The sequence below is a fragment of the Streptomyces sp. NPDC088785 genome, from assembly GCF_044750685.1.
Taxonomy (GTDB): Bacteria; Actinomycetota; Actinomycetes; order Streptomycetales; family Streptomycetaceae; genus Streptomyces.
Genome location: NZ_JBIVKH010000010.1, coordinates 101,221 through 119,064 on the forward strand (window position 1 = coordinate 101,221; position 17,844 = coordinate 119,064).

A 17,844-nucleotide genomic window follows, 5' to 3' on the forward strand; every position below is an offset into this window, starting at 1 on the left:
GTCCGGCGCGCACGGGGAGCGGGTCCGTCACCGGCCGAGGGTGAAGGTGTCGACGTCGAAGAGCGACCCCGCTCCCCCGCTGAACGTCAGGAACACCGGTCCGCCCGGCGTGCCCGTCAGCCCGGTCGACACGGTGGCGAAGGTCTCCCAGCCGCCGGTGTTGGGGACGGCCACCGATCCCACGACGGGACCGGTCGCGGAGCCCGAACGGACCTGGAGGGTGCCGCCCGCTCCGGCCGAGGAGACCCGCGCCGAGAAGGTGCGGGCTCCGTCGAGCGGGGCCTGTCCGTAGCCCGCCCAGTCGCCGTTCTCGATGTAGCCGAGCGTCCTTCCACCGCTCGCCGGGCCGTGGTCGGCGACCTGGACGCCCTGCGCGGACGTGTACGCCTCCCCCTCGTAGGTCGTGGTGGCGGGGGGCGTTCCCCCCAGCTCCTTGATCCGGATGTTCCGGAAGGAGATGTCGTCACCGGCCGCGTGGTTCTGGATGCCGATGTATCCCTGCTGGAGGGAGCGGACCGGGTCCGTGTTGGTGAAGTCGTTGATCCGGTCTCCGTTGAGGAAGACCTGGAGCCGTTCCCCCTCCACCCGGATCTCGTACGTGTTCCAGCTGCCCGGCGGGTTCAGCGCCCGGTCCCGGGCCGCGATGTCCGCCGACCGGAACCCGTAGACCGACCCGGTGGTGCGGTCGGCGGAGTCGGTGGCGTCGATCTGGATCTCGTACCCCTGCTGGACGGCCGAGTTGGGGTCGCCGGAGGCCGGGAAGCCCACGAAGACACCGGAGTTGTCGTCGCCCGGCATCCGCCAGTCCAGCTTGAGCGAGTACGACGCGAACTGCTTCGCCTGGTACCAGTACAGGCCCATTCCGCCCTGTGCGGACAGGGTCGCGTCGGCGGAGGTGAACCCGCCGGGGCCGGCCTGGGACCAGCCGGCGGTGGAGCCGTCGTACAGGGGGGTGTACCCGGTCTCGGGGCGGCAGTCGGCCCTGGCGTAGCCGGCCGCGTACCGGATGCCGCCGAGCAGCAGCGTGCGGAACGCGGGGTCCGCGTACGACTCCTGGGTGTGGCCGAGCCCGGTGTAGAAGGAGCGGCCGGTTCCCTGCGGGTGGCACCACGTGATGGGGTGGTCGCCCGCCATCTCGCCTCCGGAGTAGCTGCTCTCGTCGAGGCTCTGGAGGACGTGGGCGGTGGAGCGCGGGTTGGTGCGGTAGTTGTACCACTCGTCGGTGCGGCTCCAGGTGCGGCCCAGGTGCGCGGTGGCGGCGTGCGCCCGGTCCTCGGTCCTCACCGTGGCCTGCTGGATGGCGGGGTGGGACTTGAACCAGGCGCCGGCCAGCTGCTGGTAGTAGGGCCAGTCGTACTCGGTGTCGGCCGCCGCGTGGACGCCCAGGAAGCCGCCGCCGCCGTCGACATACCCCTGGAGGGCGGTCTGCTGGGCGGGGTCGAGGACGTCGCCGGTGGTGGAGAGGAAGACGACGGCCTTGTATCCCGCCAGGTTGGCGGTGGTGAAGGCGCCCGCGTCCTCCGTGGCGGTGACCGTGAAGTTGTTGGCCGCTCCCAGGTCGCGCAGGGCCTGGGTGCCGGCCGGGATGGAGTCGTGCCGGAAACCGGCGGTCTTGCTGAACACCAGGATCCGGTAGGCGGGGTCGGCCGCCCCGGCCTGCTGGGCGGGGCTCAGGAGCGAGCCCGCGACGCCCAGGGCGAGGGCGGCGGCCGCGACCGCGGCGCGTGGTCGTGCGCGGAGCCGGTGGAACCTCACTGTCTTCTCCCTTCGTCACGGGTCACTTGGTGAGGGTGAGCGTGTCGATGTCGAACAGCGAGCCGGATCCTCCGGTGAAGGTGAGGAACAGCGCGCCGGAGCTCGCGGTCCCGGTCAGCGCCGTGGAGACGGTGGCGAAGGTCTCCCAGCCGCCGGTGCCCGTGACGGCGACCGAACCCAGCAGGGGGCCGGTCGCGGAACCGGAGCGGATCTGGATGGTGCCCCCGGCCCCGGCCGAGGAGACCTTCGCGGAGAAGGTCTTGGTCCCGGCGGTCGGTACGGAGGCGTAGCCGGCCCAGTCGCCGTTCTCGATGTAGCCGAGCGTCTTTCCGCCGCTCGCGGGGGCGTGGTCGGCGATCTGCACGCCCTGCGAGGAGCTGTACGACTCGCCCTCGACGGTCTGGCCAGCGCCCGCGGTGGCGAAGGTGAAGGCGTCCAGGTCGAAGAGGTTGCCCTGGCCCGTCGGCCCCTTGAAGACGAGGAACAGTTCGGTGGTGCCGGCGGGTGCTCCGCTCAGGTTCGCGCCGACGTCGACGAAGTTCTCCCAGCCGCCGGTCGGTGCGACGGTCGCGGTGCCGAGCAGGGTGCCCGTCGCCGAGCCCGCGCGGACTTCGAGGGTCCCGCCCGCGCCGCCGGAGGAGACCCGCGCGGTGATCCTGCTCGCGTTGCCGAGCACGTACGGCTTGAAGGAGATCCAGTCGCCGTTGTCGGTGTAGCCGACGGTGTTGCCGCCCTCCGCGGTCGCGTGCGGCGCGATCTGCACGCCGGACTGGGCGGAGAAGTGCTCGCCCTGGCGGTGGCGCGGCTGGAGGACGCGGGTGCTGTGCGTGGTCAGGCCCGCCCCGTCGGTGTACTCGGCGTCGAAGACCCCGTAGATGTTGGCGGCGCTGTCGTGCTCGCCGTCGGTCGGCACGGCGATGCTGCCGGTGCAGCCCGTGGCCTGGGTGATCTGGTGGCGGTGCTCGTCGTGCCCGAGGAGGTAGGTGACCTTGACCTTGGAGCAGTCGACGGTGCCGTCCTCGGGGTCGCTCACGGTGACCCGGAAGGGCACGGTGTCACCGAAGGAGAACAGTGCGCCGTCCCCCGGCGTCTGGAGCGTGACGGTCGGCGCGGTGTTGCCGGAGGTCACCACGAGACTGGCGGTGCCGGTGAGTCCTTCGGGGTCCCGCACGGTGAGCGTGGGACGGAAGGTGCCCTTGGTGGTGTACGTGTGGCTGGGGTTGGCCGCGCTGGAGCTGGTCCCGTCGCCGAAGTCCCACGCGTAGGTCAGGGCCCTGCCCTCCGGGTCGGAGCTGCCGGCCGAGGAGAAGGCGACGGTGAGCGGGACGGCGCCGGAGACCTTGTCGGCCGCCGCCTTGGCGATCGGGTTGCGGTTGCTGCCGGCGAGGTACTCGATGCGGTAGAGGGCCTGGTTGTTGGCGCCGGTGCCGTAGTCGAGCACGTAGAGCGCGCCGTCGGGGCCGAAGGCCTGGTCCATGACCTGGGTGCCGGTCCAGGGAAAGTCCTCGATGGTGCCGGGCGAGCCGTCGGCCTTGACCTCGATCGCCTTGATCCACTTGCGGCCGTACTCGCCCGCGAAGAAGCGGCCGTCGAGCGACTGCGGGAACTTCACGGCGGAGTTGAGGTTCGCGTCGTACCGGTAGACGGGTCCGCCCATCGGCGACTCGGAGCCGCTGCCGAACTCGGGCGGCGATCCCGCGTCGCCGGCGTACCGGATCCAGGCGGGCTTGGCGGCGGGCAGCGTGGCCTGTCCGGTGTTGCGGAAGGAGTTGTTGGCCGGGCCGCTCGCGCAGGCGTACTTGCCCGCCGAGGGGCCGCTGGGGAACGTGTACTCGCCGTAGGTCTCGGTGGCCGTGTTCGTGCCCGTGCAGTACGGCCATCCGTAGTTGCCCGGGGCGGTGATCCGGTTGAACTCGACCTGCCCGCTGGGTCCGCGCGTGGCGTCGGTGGCGCCCGCGTCGGGGCCGTAGTCGCCGAGGTAGACGGTGCCCGTGGCCTTGTCGACGGACATCCGGAACGGGTTGCGGAAGCCCATCGCGTAGATCTCGGGGCGCGTCTTCGCGGTCCCCGGCGCGAACAGGTTGCCGGCCGGGACGGTGTAGCCGCCGGCCGCCGTGGGCTTGATGCGCAGGACCTTGCCGCGCAGGTCGTTGGTGTTGCCCGAGCTGCGCTGGGCGTCGAACTGCGGGTTGCGGTCGGTGCGTTCGTCGAGGGGCGCGTAGCCGGCCGAGTCGAACGGGTTGGTGTCGTCGCCGGTCGTCAGGTACAGGTTCCCGGCGGCGTCGAAGTCGATGTCGCCGCCGACGTGGCAGCACTGGCCCCGGTCGTTGTCGACCTCCAGGAGGACCTTCTCGCTGGCCAGGTCGAGGGTGCCGTCGGTCTTCAGGGTGAAGCGGGAGAGGTTCAGGTGTCCCTTCCACGCCGCGAAGTCGGCCGCGGTGCCGGTGGTCGGCGCGTCCCCGGCGGGGGTGCTGAGCTTGGGCGAGTAGTACAGGTAGAGGTAGCGGTTCGAGGCGAAGCCGGGGTCGGCCGCCACGCCCTGGAGCCCTTCCTCGTCGTGGGTGTACACGTCCAGCTTCCCGGCGGTCTTGGTGTTGCCCGCCGCGTCCGTGTACCGCAGCGTGCCGTCGCGGGCCGTGTGGACGACCGCGCGGTCGGGCAGGACGGCGAGGGACATGGCCTCGCCCAGTTCGGCGGCGCCGACGGCGAGTTGGACCTGCTGGTAGTCGCCCGCGGGGATGGCGGCGGGCGCGGCGGGGCGCGCCGCGGGCTGGGCGACCGCGGGCCCGGCCAGGCCGCCGCCGCCCGCCACCAGGCCGAGGGCGAGGAGCCAGCGGAGCAGGGTGCGTCGGGGGCGGGTCCGGCGGGAGGGCGTGCGTCTGGGGCTCTCGGACATGAGCTTCCTTCCTGACCGTGCGGGGATACGCACCTGAAGGAGGCATGACAATGTCGACTCCGGGCGCGTGCGGGAGGAATGCCTCTCCGGGGGTGACGAGCCGTCGTTCCCGGGAGGAGGTGCCGATCCGTGCGGAGGATCTCGGGGCGATGCAGTCCGTGCGAATTTCGCATGCTGGCAACGCCCCCCTAGTTTGTCAAGGGACCACACAAATACCCGTGCGGGACGCCGATTACGTGCATCGACCAGCTACGGGCGCCCGCGTCCGGCACGCGTCCGCCCCCCGTCGCCCGCGCACAGGTGAGCCCGGTACCGACGGGGGTGCGGTACCGGGCTCACCTGTCACCGTGGCGCCACGAGGGCGCGGCCGGGGTGCGCGTACGCCGGCGCAGGGGGGGAACTCGTCACGGGCGGCTCTCCGTCCTCAGCCCTTGCGCGGGGAGCCGCTCACTCTCCTTCCCGGACGGGCGGTCAGGCGAGGTCCGCGCTCTCTCTGTGGTGACCGAATGGCGAGAAGGAGGCCACGTCCCGCTCGCGCGCCGCGTCCCGCACGCCGCTCCAGTCCAGGGCTCGACGGGCGAACGCGTGCGTGTCCTCGGCGGCCGTGCGGCTCACCGTCAGCGCGTCCCCCCGCTCTTCCACGAGGAGGTCATAGATGGGCGTCAGGCGGGCGGCGGCACTCTCAGGGATCGTCATGGCGTGACGGGTGCCCTCAGATCGCGCAGATGTACGTAGGAAGGGCCCTCCATCTCACCAGGCGCCACAGAATTCCCTTTCCTGCACTCCCGTAACCCTTGTGCGTAACGGTTCCATCACGGCCGCGCTACGCCAAGGCCTCGGCCGGGGGTCAGTTGACGCCGCGCTCCCGCCCCTCCCAGTACGGCTCGCGCAGCTTGAACTTCTGGATCTTGCCGGTGGCCGTCCGCGGGATGACGTCCCGGAACTCCACGGTCGTCGGCGCCTTGTAGCCGGCCACCCGCTCCTTGCAGTACGCGATCAGCTCGGCCTCCGTCACCGTGGCGCCGTCCACGAGCACCACCAGGGCCTTGATCGTCTCGCCCCACTTGGTGTCCGGCACCCCGATCACCGCGACCTCGGCCACCGCGGGGTGGCTGAAGACGGTGTCCTCGACCTCGATCGACGACACGTTCTCCCCGCCCGTGATGATGACGTCCTTCTTGCGGTCGGAGATCGTGAGGTGGCCGTCGGCCGGGTCGATGGTGCCGCCGTCCCCGGTGTGGAACCAGTCGCCCTCCAGGGCGGCGGCCGTCTCCTCGGGCTTCTCCCAGTAGCCGTCGAGCACGACGTTCGAGCGGGCCAGCACCTCGCCGGAGTCGGCGACACGCAGCTTCACGCCGAGCGCCGGCACACCGGCCCGCGACTGGCGCCGCGCCCGGTCCTCGGCGGGCAGCAGGGACTCCTCCGACCGCGCGCGGTTGAACGTCAGGACGGGGGACGTCTCGGTCAGGCCGTAGATCTGGGTGAACTCCCAGCCCAGCTCCTGCTCCACGCGCTGGATCATGCGGCTCGGCGGCGGGGCGCCCGCGCAGACGATCCGCACCCGGTCGCGGCCGGGGATCGCGCCGTCCCAGCCGGCCGCCGCGTCGAGCACCGCGTTCCACACCGCGGGCGCGCCGCACATCAGCGTCACGCCGTGCTCGTCCACGCGGCGCAGGATCTCGCCCCCGTCGACCTTGCGGAGCACGACCTGCTTCATGCCGAGCCCGGCTGCGACGAACGGCATGCCCCAGCCGTTGCAGTGGAACATCGGCAGGGTGTGCATGTACACGTCCTGCTCCCAGGCCCGGGTGTGCAGGCCGAAGGTCAGCCCGTTCACCCAGATGTTGCGGTGGGTGAGCTGCACGCCCTTGGGGCGCGCGGTCGTCCCCGAGGTGTAGTTGATGGTCGCCGTGGCGTCCTCGTCGGGGGCCGACCAGGGGCGCGGCTCCACCCCGAACCGCATCAGCTCGGTCTCGGTCTGCTCGCCGAGGACGAACCGGTGGGCCGTCTTGGCGTGCGCGCTGACCTCCTGCACCTCGGGGTCGACGAGCAGCACCGACGCGCCGCTCTGCCGGACCACGTACTCGATCTCCTCGGCCTTCAGCCGGAAGTTGACCGGTACGCAGATCCGCCCGCTCATCGGCACCGCGAACAGCAGCTCCAACATGCGGGCGGAGTTGTGGCTGAGCACCGCGACGCGCTCGCCCTCACCGACCCCGAGCGCGTCGAGACCGGCCTGCCAGGCCCGCACCCGCTCACCGAGACGTCCGTACGTGGACGTGGGCACGGGCGGGGCCGGCTGGTCGGGTTCGTCGATCACGCCGGGACTGTGGGCGAACCCCAGTTCGGCCCGGTCCAAGAAGTCGCTGATCGTCATCGGAACGCGCATCGTTCTCTCCTGCTCCCTGGGCACCCGCGGCGCCGCGGACCCGGCCCTTGCGGACCGTGTCTGACATCGTGTAGTCCGTGACGCGGATCTCACCACCCCCGAACGGGGGTGAACAGAGCACAGCAGGGAGAGCGAGGGTGAGCGCGGACATCTCCGTGGCCGTGGAGCTGCGGTCGGCACTGGTGCGGCTGCGCCGCGGCACCGAACTGCCGGTCGCGTTCGGCGGGCTGACGGCGGGCCCGGGACAGGTGCGCATCGGCGAGCTGAGCGGCGCGGCGACGCACTCGCTGCGCGGCCTCGCGGTGGCGACGGGCAACGGACTCGGCGGCAAGGCCCTCTCCCTGGCCCGGGCCTGCGCGGTCACCGACTACCACGACTCGCGGCACATCAGCCACGAGTACGACACCGCCGTCGCGGCCGAGGGCCTGCGCTCGGTGCTCGCCGTGCCCGTCGTCGTGCGCCGCCGGGTGCGGGGCGTGCTGTACGGGGCGCTGCGCACCGCCCAGCCGCTCGGCGACCGGGTGCTGACCGCGGCGCTCGCGGCGGCCCGCGACGTGGAACAGGCGCTGGTGGCGCGCGACGAGGCACGGGCCCTGCTGACCGCGGCGACCGCGCCGGCCACCGAGGGCACCGGCGCCTGGGAGGAGGTCCGCGAGGCGCACGGGGCGCTGCGTGCGCTCGCCCCGAGGATCGTCGATCCGGCGCTGCGGGCCGAACTCCTCGCGGTGTGCGGCCGGCTGGCGTCCGCCGGGGCGCCGCCGGACCGGGAGACGCCGGTGGCGCTCGCGCCCCGCGAGATCGATGTGCTGGCGTGCGTGGCGCAGGGCGCGACGAACGCGGTGGCGGCGGACCGGCTCGGACTGCGCCCCGAGACGGTCAAGGGGTATCTGCGGTCGGCGATGCGCAGGCTGGGGGCGCGCACCCGGGGTGAGGCCGTGGCACAGGCGCGGCGGGCGGGGCTGTTGCCCTAGCGGGACCCGATTGTCGGTGCCGTGGTCTTCAATGGCGTACGAGGGGATGGTGGGATGGCCTCGACGGCGTCCCTGAGCCGTCGTGTCTGTCGTGGCTGTCGTGTCTTGTCGTGGCCGTTGTGACCGGTGGGGGGTGGGCGTGTGGTGTCGACGGACAGGTTTCTGGCGTTCGCGGCGATGTCGCTGCTGGTGATCGTGGTTCCGGGGCCGAGTGTGCTGTTCGTGATCGGGCGGGCGCTCGCGCACGGCAGACGCACGGCGGTGGCGACGGCGCTGGGCAATCTCGTCGGCTCGTACCTGCTGGTGGTGGCGGTGGCCCTCGGGGTCGGCTCCCTGGTGGAGCGGTCGGCGGCGCTCTTCGTGGCGGTGAAGCTGGCCGGTGCCGCCTATCTGGTGTACCTGGGCGTCCAGGCGTTCCGGCACCGGCACGCCATGAGGCTGTCGGACCCGCGCGAACCGGCGGAGCCCGCGAAGGGCGTCGGGCGCACGGTGGCCGACGGCATCCTGGTGGGTGTCACCAACCCCAAGGGGATCGTGTTCTTCGCGGCGGTGCTCCCGCAGTTCGTGAACCACGACGCGGGACGCGTTCCGCTCCAGATGCTGCTCCTGGGTCTGATACCGATCGGCATCGGCCTGGTCACGGACACCCTGTGGGGGCTGACGGCGTCGGCGGCGCGGGACTGGTTCGCGCGTTCGGACCGCCGCCTGTCGATGATCGGCGGGACGGGCGGCTTCGCGCTGATCGGGCTCGGGGTGACCGTGGCGGCGACGGGCCGCGCCGACTGACTTCCCGGCCGTGCGCGCGGCTCAGGTGCGGACGGTGCCGAAGTCGACGGTGACCGGGCCGGGTGCCTCCAGGACGGCCGCGGTGCGCTCGGCCTCGGCGACGAGTTCCTCGCGCCGGGCGCGGGCGAGCGTCCGGAAGGGTTCGAGGGTGAGCACACTGCCGGCGGCCCGGGCCTTGACGCCCTTCGGCTCCTTCAGGGTCCACAGGCCGGCGAGCATGCCGTCGACGAGGAAGGTCGCGTAGGCGGTGTTGGCCTGCCAGTTGCGGCCCCGGTCGGCCTCGGCGACGACGCGGGTGCGGTCGGCGTGCGACAGGAGGAGGTTGTCGAACTCGGCGAGCAGCCGGGGCGGTGCCGGGGTGTCGGCGTCGGGCCGCGGTGCGTCGGGCAGGTCGAACAGCTCCGCGCCGTGCTCGTCGCGGAACGTCACGAGTCGCGGCCGCAGCCGCTCGAACGCGTCCTTGGTGCGGGTGAGCCCGGCCCACTGCTGGAAGTCCTTCACGGAGGCGGGCCCGAAGGCGCCGAGGTAGCGCAGGATCGTGTCGTCGGGGTCGGGAATGGTGCCGGGACCGGATGCGGGGTCGGATGCGGCGTCGGGGCCGGGGGCGGGCGCGGTGGGCAGGCCGAGCCAGTGCTCGGCGGTGGTCAGCCGGACGCCACCGCTCCGCCGCCACAGGCCGCGCGGCGTGGCCTGGACGAGGGGCAGGCAGGCGCGGGCGGCGACGGACAGGGCCTGGGGGTCGGCGTCCGGCCAGTGGACGCCCAGCAGGTCGCGGATCTCCTTCGGGGTGCGCGGCTCCTCCTCGACGTACGGCCTGGTCAGGGCGGCGAGCCGGGTGAGGTCGACGCCGTCGAGGCCCTTGCGGAAGAGGTGCAGTTCGCGCTCCCGGGCGGGCTGCACCAGGGGGCGCAGCGTCATGCAGTCCTCGGCGGTGTGCAGGTGGATCGTGGAGCGCAGGGTGACGATGCGGGCGACGCGCCGCGCCGCGAGGGCGTCGGAGAGGCCGGCGGGCGTGAAGCCGTCGAGGCGGGCGGCGAGCGCCAGGTAGGGCGGGCGGACCTCCTGCGCCTGGAGCCCGAGGAGGTGGGCGACCGCGTCCTCGGGCTCCAGGGGGCTGCGGCGGAGCAGGAGTTGCCGCTCCAGGGTGGCCCGGCCGAGGGCGCGTGCGGTGATCGGCTTCGTCGTCATGGGGTGACGGTAACGGCGCACGCGGCCGACGGTGTCCGCGATGCCGCTGCCCGTGCGGAGGGGCTCCGCTGGTTACGCTGCCTGGGACCCATCCCGACCGCGGAAGGAGGCGGCGATGCCGCGACGGCAGGAGGGACGCCGCTACACCTGGCGCCGGGGCACGGACCCCCGCCCGCCGGCGGGACCCCCGTCCGCGCCCGGGACGGAACCGGCCGCCGCGCCGGACGTGCCGCCCGACAGCGTGGTGCATGCCGCCCTGTACCGGGACGGGGTGCGGGTCGCGAGCCCCGCGTCGCTCACGGACACGTACCGCCAGTTGCGCGAGAAGCCGGACACGACGGCGTGGATCGGTCTGGCCCGTCCCACGGAGACGGAACTCAAGTCGCTGGCGGCCGAGTTCGACCTGCACGAACTGGCCGTCGAGGACGCGCTGGAGGCGCATCAGCGGCCGAAGCTGGAGCGGTACGGCGAAACGCTGTTCGTCGTCCTGAGCGCGGCCCGCTACCTCGACGCCGCCGAGGAGGTCGACTTCGGCGAGCTGCACGTGTTCGTCGGCTCGGACTTCGTGATCACGGTCCGGCACGGCGCGGCCCCGGACCTGTCGGCGGTGCGCCGCCGCATGGAGCAGTCCCCCGACCTGCTCAAGCTCGGCCCCGAGGCGATCCTGTACGCGATCCTCGACGCGGTCGTCGACGGCTACGCGCCGGTGGTGGACGGCGTCCAGAACGACATCGACGAGATCGAGACGGAGGTCTTCTCCGGCGCCCCCGAGGTCTCCCGCCGCATCTACGAACTCTCCCGCGAAATGGTCGAGTTCCAGCGCGCCACCCGCCCCCTGGTGGGCATGCTGCACGGCCTGATGGCGGGCTTCGCCAAGTACGGCACGGACGAGGAACTCCAGAGCTACCTGCGCGACGTCGCCGACCACGTCACCCACACCAGCGAACGCGTGGACGGCTTCCGCCAGGCCCTGACCGACATCCTGACGGTGAACGCGACCCTGGTGACCCAGCAGCAGAACGCGGAGATGCGGGCGCTGGCGGAGGCGGGTTTCGAGCAGAACGAGGAGATCAAGAAGATCTCGTCGTGGGCGGCCATTCTGTTCGCGCCGACGCTGGTGGGGACGATCTATGGGATGAACTTCGAGAACATGCCGGAACTGGGCTGGAGCCTCGGATACCCCTTTGCAATCGGTCTGATGGGGATTGTTTGTGGCAGTTTGTACGTGATTTTCAAGCGACGGGACTGGCTCTGAGCACTTACTGCCGAGCCAAGCTCCTCTCTGGCCTTTGCTCTCACATCGGTCACAGATCGGCTCCGAATCGGCCCTGGGGAGCCCTTGGGGAGAAGTGATACGGGTGACCTCATCTCCCTGCCCCCGATAGAGCTCTGACCAGTCCTTTCCCCCCTCCGGCGCTGGGGAAAATACACGACATCGGCCTTGCCCTTGCTCCTCCAACAGCCTCCTCGGACGCTGCGCCAACCGCTCAGCAGATCACGGACAGTGGCAGGACCCATGCTTGCTAGTCGGCCCGGACGAGAGGCCGCGCGCACGGGATGCCCACGTGGACATCGATGACATGAGGGCTCGCCCGGGAGGCCGCAGGGAAGCTGCCGGTTCAGGCAAGGAAGTGAAAGGCGTCCGGCCACCCGGAAATGCGGGCGGCCGGACTAGTGCCACACTTTGTCAGGCGCAGAGCGCCACGCACTGGCGCAACAGCGGCTCCAGGCGCAAGTGGGTGTTCTCGCGGTCGAATACTTGAAGGGCATCAAGGCAGCTGACGATCCACCGCGCCTCGTCCTCGTCATCGATCTTGAGCGCTACCGCAGTCACCGCTCCCTCAAGATCGAATAAGTCGTCCTCGAACTCGTCGTTGAGGGCCTGATATCCGACAGCAAGCAGCGAATTCGCGTACACCCCGGTCGCCTCGGCGAAAGCGCGAGCCTCTGCCCTGTCCGTGCGGATTTCCGCCATGCGGCGCAACACCTCGTCAGGATCGCCCAGCTCGCCGTGTAGGCGATGCGCTCGGCCGACCAGGAGCGGCCAGCCGCCGGTCAGCTCGCGGAGACGGTCCAGGCGGTCTTCCGTGTGGAACATGTTGACACGCTGAGCCCAGCCGTGCAGGCTCCGGCGGTCATGACGCCGCAGCACCACCGGAGCGGCCGATGTGGATTCGCTCCCTGTCAGCAAGGGGCGCCACAGGGCCAGCTGTGTGGCATCGGTGACGAGCACAGCCGCGCGGGTGACTCCTGGGGTTACGGGCAGCATCGTCTCAGCAAGATCGACGGCCTCACGGCAGGTTTCAGGCCGCACCGGCTCCCGGTAGTTGACGAAGTCACTGATGACGACGCGCCGTTCGCGGGGGCGTCCACCAATGAGCGCCTGCTTGTAGACGCTGGGCCTGCCGACGGGCGGTAGTGTCCAGCCATCGATCGGTCCGGCGATCGTGCGCAAGGTCCGAGCAACGTCATTGACTCCGGTGGCGGTTGTGCCAAGGACGACTCTGATCCGATTGGATCGCTCTCCCAGCAGGTCGTCAAGCTGCGTGTTGGTCAGCGGAGCCGGCTGGCCCTCGGGCAGCTCGGGACGGCCTTCCTGCACGATGCTTTCCTGGAGTTCACAGTCTTGTTCGGCTCTGAGCAGGCGGGCCTCCACTTCATGGGAGGTTCCGATCATGCGCAGGGCGTTGGGACCGCGTAGATGCCAGCCCAAACCGTCGTGATTGGGCGCGAGAATACCGAGGCCGACCATCTCGGATAGATAGGCGCGGAAGCCTTCGGTGTCAAGCTGTTCAAACCCCTTGCGCCAGTACGTCTCGCACTCCTCGCGCAGCTCGGTGTCGCTCAGCCGCATCTCCAAACCGTGATGGCGGGCTTGGTACGCCAGCACGTTGGCGATCACGTCGTAGCGATGGTCGAGGCTCAGCGTGTCTTTGAAGGCCGCCGAGATGCCATCTCTGAGTGCGGCGTCCGATTCCACGAACTCGATGTCGGCCACTTCTACCTCGTAGGGAGGTCCCTCAACTCCACGCCGTGCCCGCTTTCGGTGCATCAGCTCCACCAACCGGTGCCCGAACATCTGGAGCAGAAACGGCTGATAGGAGCAGTAGCCGAGGACCCGGTTGACGAGATCCAGGTCCTTGAACTCGAACCCTAGCGCCCTCATAGGTTCGACCAGCAGCTCGGCCGCAGACTGGGGAGCCAGCGGACCGATAACCTTCGGAGTCTGCGCGAGGTGCCCGAACGGCCCGTTACTCGCGAGTTTAGAGAAGCGCTGCACGGAGTGCAGTCCGGCGAAGACGACCTTGGCTCGGTCCTTGGTATCGGATCCGAGGCCCTTAAGCATCTTGGTCTGGTCGAAGCGGGGGGCATCGGCCTCGAAGAACTGGTCGCACTCGTCGAGCAGGATCAGCAATCGGCGGCGTGAATCTCCCTCCAGCCAAGTGCGGATACCGAGGCGCACCTGCTCGGAGGTCTTCTGCCGTTTCCCGCGTCCCTGCGGCCGGTCGTCGAGCACTTCCGCCTCAGTCAGCTCCCGCTTCAGGACGCTCCACAGCATCCCAGGACCGAACGAGCTGCCTTTACCGATGTTCTCTTGGTCGAGATTTACGTACACGGCCTGGTGGTAACCGGGGCGCTGCTCCGTGAACCGTTCCCCAGCGTCGGCGAGCAGTGCCGACTTACCGAGCCCCCGGCCACCGTAGATGACCTGCGTGCCGCGCGGGTCGAGGATGCTCTTACGTTCGGCATCACGGCCATAAAACATCTCGCCGCCTATACGGCCGCGCTTCTCCCTGATGTACGGGTTGACTCCAGAGAAAGGCAACAACGTCTGAGTGGCGGTGCTTACCTGTCGATTTCCCCGAGCGGCGAAGTAGGCGAGGGCAGCGTCGTCCACAACCAGCAGCGGCTGCAATTTACTCGTTCCGACAGCTAGTTCAACGCGCGCCTCACGGCTGAGGGTGCCGAAGTAGACCACGAGGAGGCTCGCATCGCTCGTGTCTCGCTCTGCCCAGCTCATGACGAGCTTGGCAGGCGGTCTGCCCCAAACCATCATCACTCGCAGGTTGGCTCCCTGTTCCCTGATCTGCGAGCCGAACGCGGGCGCCTTCGCCCTACCGTTGATCTCCACCCCGGTTGCTTCGAAAAGGCGATACTCCCGGCGGTGCTGGGAGCGATCGTCAAGCGACCTGGCACTCATGGCGTCATAGCCGAGGAGTTTGAGGAGCGGCGGCACCTGCTTTGTCGGAGCCACTTGGAGTCGCTCATTCCGCTCAGCGGCGGCCAAGGCGCGCCACTCGTTGAGAAGTTCGGCCGCGAGTGCCGCCTCGTCGTTGGAGAGCCCTCCGTAGTCCAAAACAGGAAGCATAGGATGCTTGCCGCCGGTACGGACTAGCTCGACGAGGCCGGCGTCGATACCTCCAGGCAGTCCGTCGGGCACCGCCGGGAAGAAGTCCGGCAGGTGGGACTCGCCTCCCTCGATCTCCGGGACGGGTTCGCCGATCTCCAGGAAGTAGACGAGGTCGGCAGCGGTGGCCAAATCGTTCGTCTCCAAGCGCCGCAGCACCTGGACCCGTTCCTCCGCGGTGGGGTCCAGGGCGTCAAGCCGGGCACGGATCCGAGCAGACGCTTGTTGGCGGAATGCTGGCAGGTTGCTCCGTACGGTATCCAGCGCGCGCCTCACGGCCAGCAGGTCGTGCCGGTCCGCGCCTTCGAGGCGGTTCTGGGCATCGGCCAGCAGCTCCTGAAGGCCCAGATCCTGGTCTTCGGTCACGGCGCCGTCGGCCTGCGCTCGGTGCAACTCAGCGGCCAGTTCTATGCGTATCTCCCGCAGCTTCGTGCGCCTCGCAGCCTCCCGGTCCTCGATCTCAGCGTCCGTGGGTGGGACGAATTCTCCGACCCGGACGGCAGGCAGCAGCCCTCGTCTGGCCAGCTCAGCGATACTTCGAACCGCATTGAAGGCATCGTGGGCGAGTCGCTCGTCGAGAGCGTCTTGCCAGCTTCGGTCGACCGCGGTCAGCAACTCGTCAAGGGGCGGATGCTCTTCACGGGTGTCGCACACCTTCAGCAGTTCCGCATCAAGCATTTCCTCGGGGCTGGACGATCCGCCGACACGTCTTGCCTCGGCGTCGCCGGCCAGCATCGCAAACAGTTCCTCCATCAAGGCACATGCCGACCAGGCCGTCGCGGAAGCGACGGCGTCCGAGCGCGGCGCCAGCTGCTCCAGGTCGCCCAGAATCGCTTCTCTGCCCTCCAGCAAGGACTGGCGCAGAGAGGAGATCTCCTTAGCCGCTCGATAGCCGTCTGATCGGTCGCTTCGGCGGGTGCCGTCGACCACCAGGCACCACTCCTTCGCAAGGCCCACGACTCGATCCACGAGCTGCACCAAGTCGTGGCGCCCGGAGCCTTGCAGTGGCTTGCCGCTGGACGAGCGGTGCTTGCGGTCCATGCGGTCGATCTCGTTGTTGACCTCTGCCAGTTTCGAAAGGCGCTCCGTTTGCTCGCAGACATGCGACATCACGTCACGGTTGTCGTCGGCCACGGCCATGAGGAGAGATCCAAGCATCCCCCCGTCGGGGGCCAGCCAACGCTTGGCGATCTCCGTAGCCCGCGCGAACCGCAACCTCTGCGGCGCGAGCAGGGTATGGCACTGATCGCGCAACTCCCGCAACCTCAGCTCGTTTTCTGTGGCATCGGCAACCAGAGGGGAAGCCATCATCAGGGCGCCGCTCAGGGCCCGGTCGGCAACTGCTGTCGCCGCCCCGCCCAGGCGTTCCGGGAGCCGTGGCACCAGCGCTTTGAGTTGAGCGCCTGCCGTGTGATCGCCGGTGATCAGCGCGGTGCGCAGCAGTGCTGGCAGCAGGAGGAGTTCGCTGGCCTCGGTGTCCTGGCCAGCGTATCCGCCGTACTCCTGAAGTAGGTCAGCCGTCAGTCGGGCGCCCTGGGTGTCACCGGGGGTGAGCAGGGCGGCAGCACCGGCTAGGCGAAGCGCCACCACTTGGGCCTTGGGGTGTCCGACCGCCCTCGCCAAGTGGTGTGCGAGCCCAAAGCGCCCTTCCACGACCAGCTGCGCCAAAGCTCGCTCGGCTGAAGCCTCTTGAGTGTCGTCACCCGTGGTTAGGGCGGCTTCTCGGACGGATACATCTTCAGTGGGACTGATTGTGGGGAGGGTGGGCGCAGGCACAGGCTCTTCCCGACCCGTGCGGGATGCCCGGTTGGTGGAGACGCCGGGTATAACTGCTAGGTCTGTGCCACGGACCTGATTCGTGGGCGTGGTCTGGGCGGGCGCGGCGGATTCCGGTTGGGGGGCAGGGGGAGCCGCTGTCTCCTCGGTGGAACGGCTGGCGGTCTCCTCCGTCTGGTCCGTCGGCTCTACAGCCTGGAACTCCGCGGTCGATTCGGCGGCAGCAGACTCGGTGCTGCCGTCTGCCTGGGCTCCGGTGGGTTCGTAGCCGACGCTCTCGGACGCCGTCAGTGTCAGGTCAGGTGCCATAACTACCGCCATGGCGCACGTGGGCAGCACCCGCACGACCTGCTCCTGCAAAGTCAGGATTTCCGTTGCGGCATCCGCCTGCCGTCCCAGCCTGATGATCCGGGCCAAAGCAGCCAGGGCAGCACTCTCTTCACGTTGCCGCTCCTCCCAGATCTGCGTGCCCAAGAGGCTGTTAGCAGCATCGCGCACGGCTTCGGCGGCAGCGCCGGCGGCGGCAGAGCCGTTCGGCTGTGAGGCGACATCCAGCAGTTCTCGCAGCGCCTCTCGCGCTTCGAGATCACGCTCACGCACAACCCGGTGCTCGCGTGATGCGCGCTTCAATTCCTCCAAGCGGAGGGGCACCCCCCGGACCCCCGCCGTGCGGAGCACTCTGTCGACCCTGTCAAAGGCGGCGCCCAACGAGGCCAAGAAGGCCAGGTCCTCGCCCTGCGGAGGACAGCCGTCCACGACAGCACGGGAGACCTTTCTCGCGGCCTCCTGGGCTTGTTCAAGGTCCGACTCCAGCTGTCGGCAGGCGGCCTCCGGATCCGTACTCGCGTCGGTCCGGGCGCTGTTGGGCTCCGCGGCAGTCAGCTGGTGAGAGACCCCTCGGTGAGGTGACACAAGGTCGGGAGCGGGGGTCTTCGTGTCCGGTTGCTCAGCGTCGGCGCCGACACTCAAAGGCTTTCCGTTGCTCGCAGGCGGCGGCTCGTCGTCTTCCGATGCGCTGATGGCGTACTCAGGGGTGGCCGCCACGAGGGACCGCGCTGCGGCTGCGACGGCGGCGAGCTCAGCCTTCTCTTTGTCGCTGGCTGTGACCGCGAGCCAGTCATGGTCCGCCGCCCAAGCAAGGATGCGGGCGTCACCGACGGAGGCGTTGCACCACGCGAACACAGTGGCCCGGACGAGGGTTGCGCCCCATCGGGTAACGGGGTCGGGCACCGTCTCGCCACCCTGCGCAAAAACGAAGTTGCCTACCTGATTCTTCACGGTGACCGTGAGTCGTTTGATTCCACAGATGCAGGAGTGCTGCCGCGCTTCGCGCCGCAGCCGGACGAGAACGTCCTGGCAGAGCGCGCGGCTCACCCGCCGCGGGGCCGCCATGCGAATGCCCAGGCTACCGAGCAACTCCTGTCGTCCCTTGGGGCGTAGGGAGTTGAAAGCCAGTTCCACCATGTCGACTGTGAAGTCGTTCAGGGCAGTGATGGCCGGATGGTCCAGGGCATTGAGCGCAGCAACCAGTTCCTCGAGGTCCTGCGCTAATTCGTTCTCCGGGGACACCGACGGCCCCGCGACGATGTGATAGCGGTCGTGCATATACACGTACTCCGTTTCTGTGAACAAGACGAAGGAGGGACGATGAACGGCCCCGCAGAGGCCAGAGGAC

The 17,844-nt window shown here is 69.7% G+C and carries 9 protein-coding genes; 3 read left to right on the plus strand and 6 right to left on the minus strand.

The genetic code is table 11. The features are described 5' to 3' along the window. Positions 1 to 27: 27 nt before the first annotated feature. The 4 genes from ACIP5K_RS25295 to ACIP5K_RS25310 all read right to left on the minus strand — a co-directional run bounded on the left by ACIP5K_RS25295 (position 28) and on the right by ACIP5K_RS25310 (position 7,040). Positions 28 to 1,755 (minus strand): ThuA domain-containing protein, encoded by a 1,728-nt coding sequence (locus ACIP5K_RS25295; RefSeq protein ID WP_401412941.1) that lies wholly within the window; start codon positions 1,753 to 1,755, stop codon positions 28 to 30. Positions 1,756 to 1,777: 22 nt separating this feature from the next. Next, positions 1,778 to 4,651 carry a carbohydrate-binding protein gene (locus tag ACIP5K_RS25300; protein WP_401412942.1) on the minus strand — a complete coding sequence of 958 codons (2,874 nt, stop codon included), beginning with the start codon at positions 4,649 to 4,651 and terminating at the stop codon, positions 1,778 to 1,780. 471 nt (positions 4,652 to 5,122) lie between these two features. Continuing rightward, positions 5,123 to 5,347 carry a hypothetical protein gene (locus ACIP5K_RS25305; RefSeq protein WP_401412944.1) on the minus strand — a complete coding sequence of 75 codons (225 nt, stop codon included), beginning with the start codon at positions 5,345 to 5,347 and terminating at the stop codon, positions 5,123 to 5,125. 151 nt (positions 5,348 to 5,498) lie between these two features. After that, a complete protein-coding gene (locus tag ACIP5K_RS25310; protein ID WP_401412946.1) occupies positions 5,499 to 7,040 on the minus strand; it encodes an AMP-binding protein in 1,542 nt (513 codons plus the stop codon). 137 nt (positions 7,041 to 7,177) lie between these two features. Between ACIP5K_RS25310 and ACIP5K_RS25315 the strand changes: the two genes are divergently transcribed. Both ACIP5K_RS25315 and ACIP5K_RS25320 read left to right on the plus strand, forming a co-directional pair. After that, the gene (locus ACIP5K_RS25315; RefSeq protein ID WP_401412947.1) at positions 7,178 to 8,011 is read left to right on the plus strand and encodes a response regulator transcription factor; all 834 of its coding nucleotides are present in this window, start codon (positions 7,178 to 7,180) and stop codon (positions 8,009 to 8,011) included. 141 nt (positions 8,012 to 8,152) lie between these two features. Beyond that, entirely contained in the window at positions 8,153 to 8,797 is a 645-nt protein-coding gene (locus ACIP5K_RS25320) for a LysE family translocator (protein WP_401412948.1), read from the plus strand. A 21-nt stretch (positions 8,798 to 8,818) separates the two neighbouring features. On the opposite strand, the gene ACIP5K_RS25325 is transcribed toward ACIP5K_RS25320, so the two are convergent. Further along, on the minus strand, positions 8,819 to 9,985 hold the full coding sequence (locus ACIP5K_RS25325; protein ID WP_401412949.1) for a winged helix DNA-binding domain-containing protein: 1,167 nt from the start codon (positions 9,983 to 9,985) through the stop codon (positions 8,819 to 8,821). Between the two features lie 115 nt (positions 9,986 to 10,100). Here ACIP5K_RS25325 and ACIP5K_RS25330 point away from each other — a divergent pair, with 115 nt between their 5' ends. Beyond that, entirely contained in the window at positions 10,101 to 11,240 is a 1,140-nt protein-coding gene (locus ACIP5K_RS25330; protein WP_401412950.1) for a magnesium and cobalt transport protein CorA, read from the plus strand. Between the two features lie 432 nt (positions 11,241 to 11,672). Here ACIP5K_RS25330 and ACIP5K_RS25335 read toward each other — a convergent pair whose 3' ends face one another. Further along, positions 11,673 to 17,774 carry a hypothetical protein gene (locus ACIP5K_RS25335; RefSeq protein WP_401412952.1) on the minus strand — a complete coding sequence of 2,034 codons (6,102 nt, stop codon included), beginning with the start codon at positions 17,772 to 17,774 and terminating at the stop codon, positions 11,673 to 11,675. Positions 17,775 to 17,844 lie beyond the last annotated feature (70 nt).

What these genes read in the sequence shown, in the direction of transcription:
- ACIP5K_RS25300 (WP_401412942.1), bottom strand. Translation starts at nt 4,651, where the DNA reads ATGTCCGAGAGCCCCAGACGCACGCCCTCCCGCCGGACCCGCCCCCGA.
- ACIP5K_RS25305 (WP_401412944.1), bottom strand. Translation starts at nt 5,347, where the DNA reads ATGACGATCCCTGAGAGTGCCGCCGCCCGCCTGACGCCCATCTATGAC.
- ACIP5K_RS25310 (WP_401412946.1), bottom strand. Translation starts at nt 7,040, where the DNA reads ATGCGCGTTCCGATGACGATCAGCGACTTCTTGGACCGGGCCGAACTG.
- ACIP5K_RS25325 (WP_401412949.1), bottom strand. Translation starts at nt 9,985, where the DNA reads ATGACGACGAAGCCGATCACCGCACGCGCCCTCGGCCGGGCCACCCTG.
- ACIP5K_RS25330 (WP_401412950.1), top strand. Translation starts at nt 10,101, where the DNA reads ATGCCGCGACGGCAGGAGGGACGCCGCTACACCTGGCGCCGGGGCACG.
- ACIP5K_RS25335 (WP_401412952.1), bottom strand. Translation starts at nt 17,774, where the DNA reads ATGCACGACCGCTATCACATCGTCGCGGGGCCGTCGGTGTCCCCGGAG.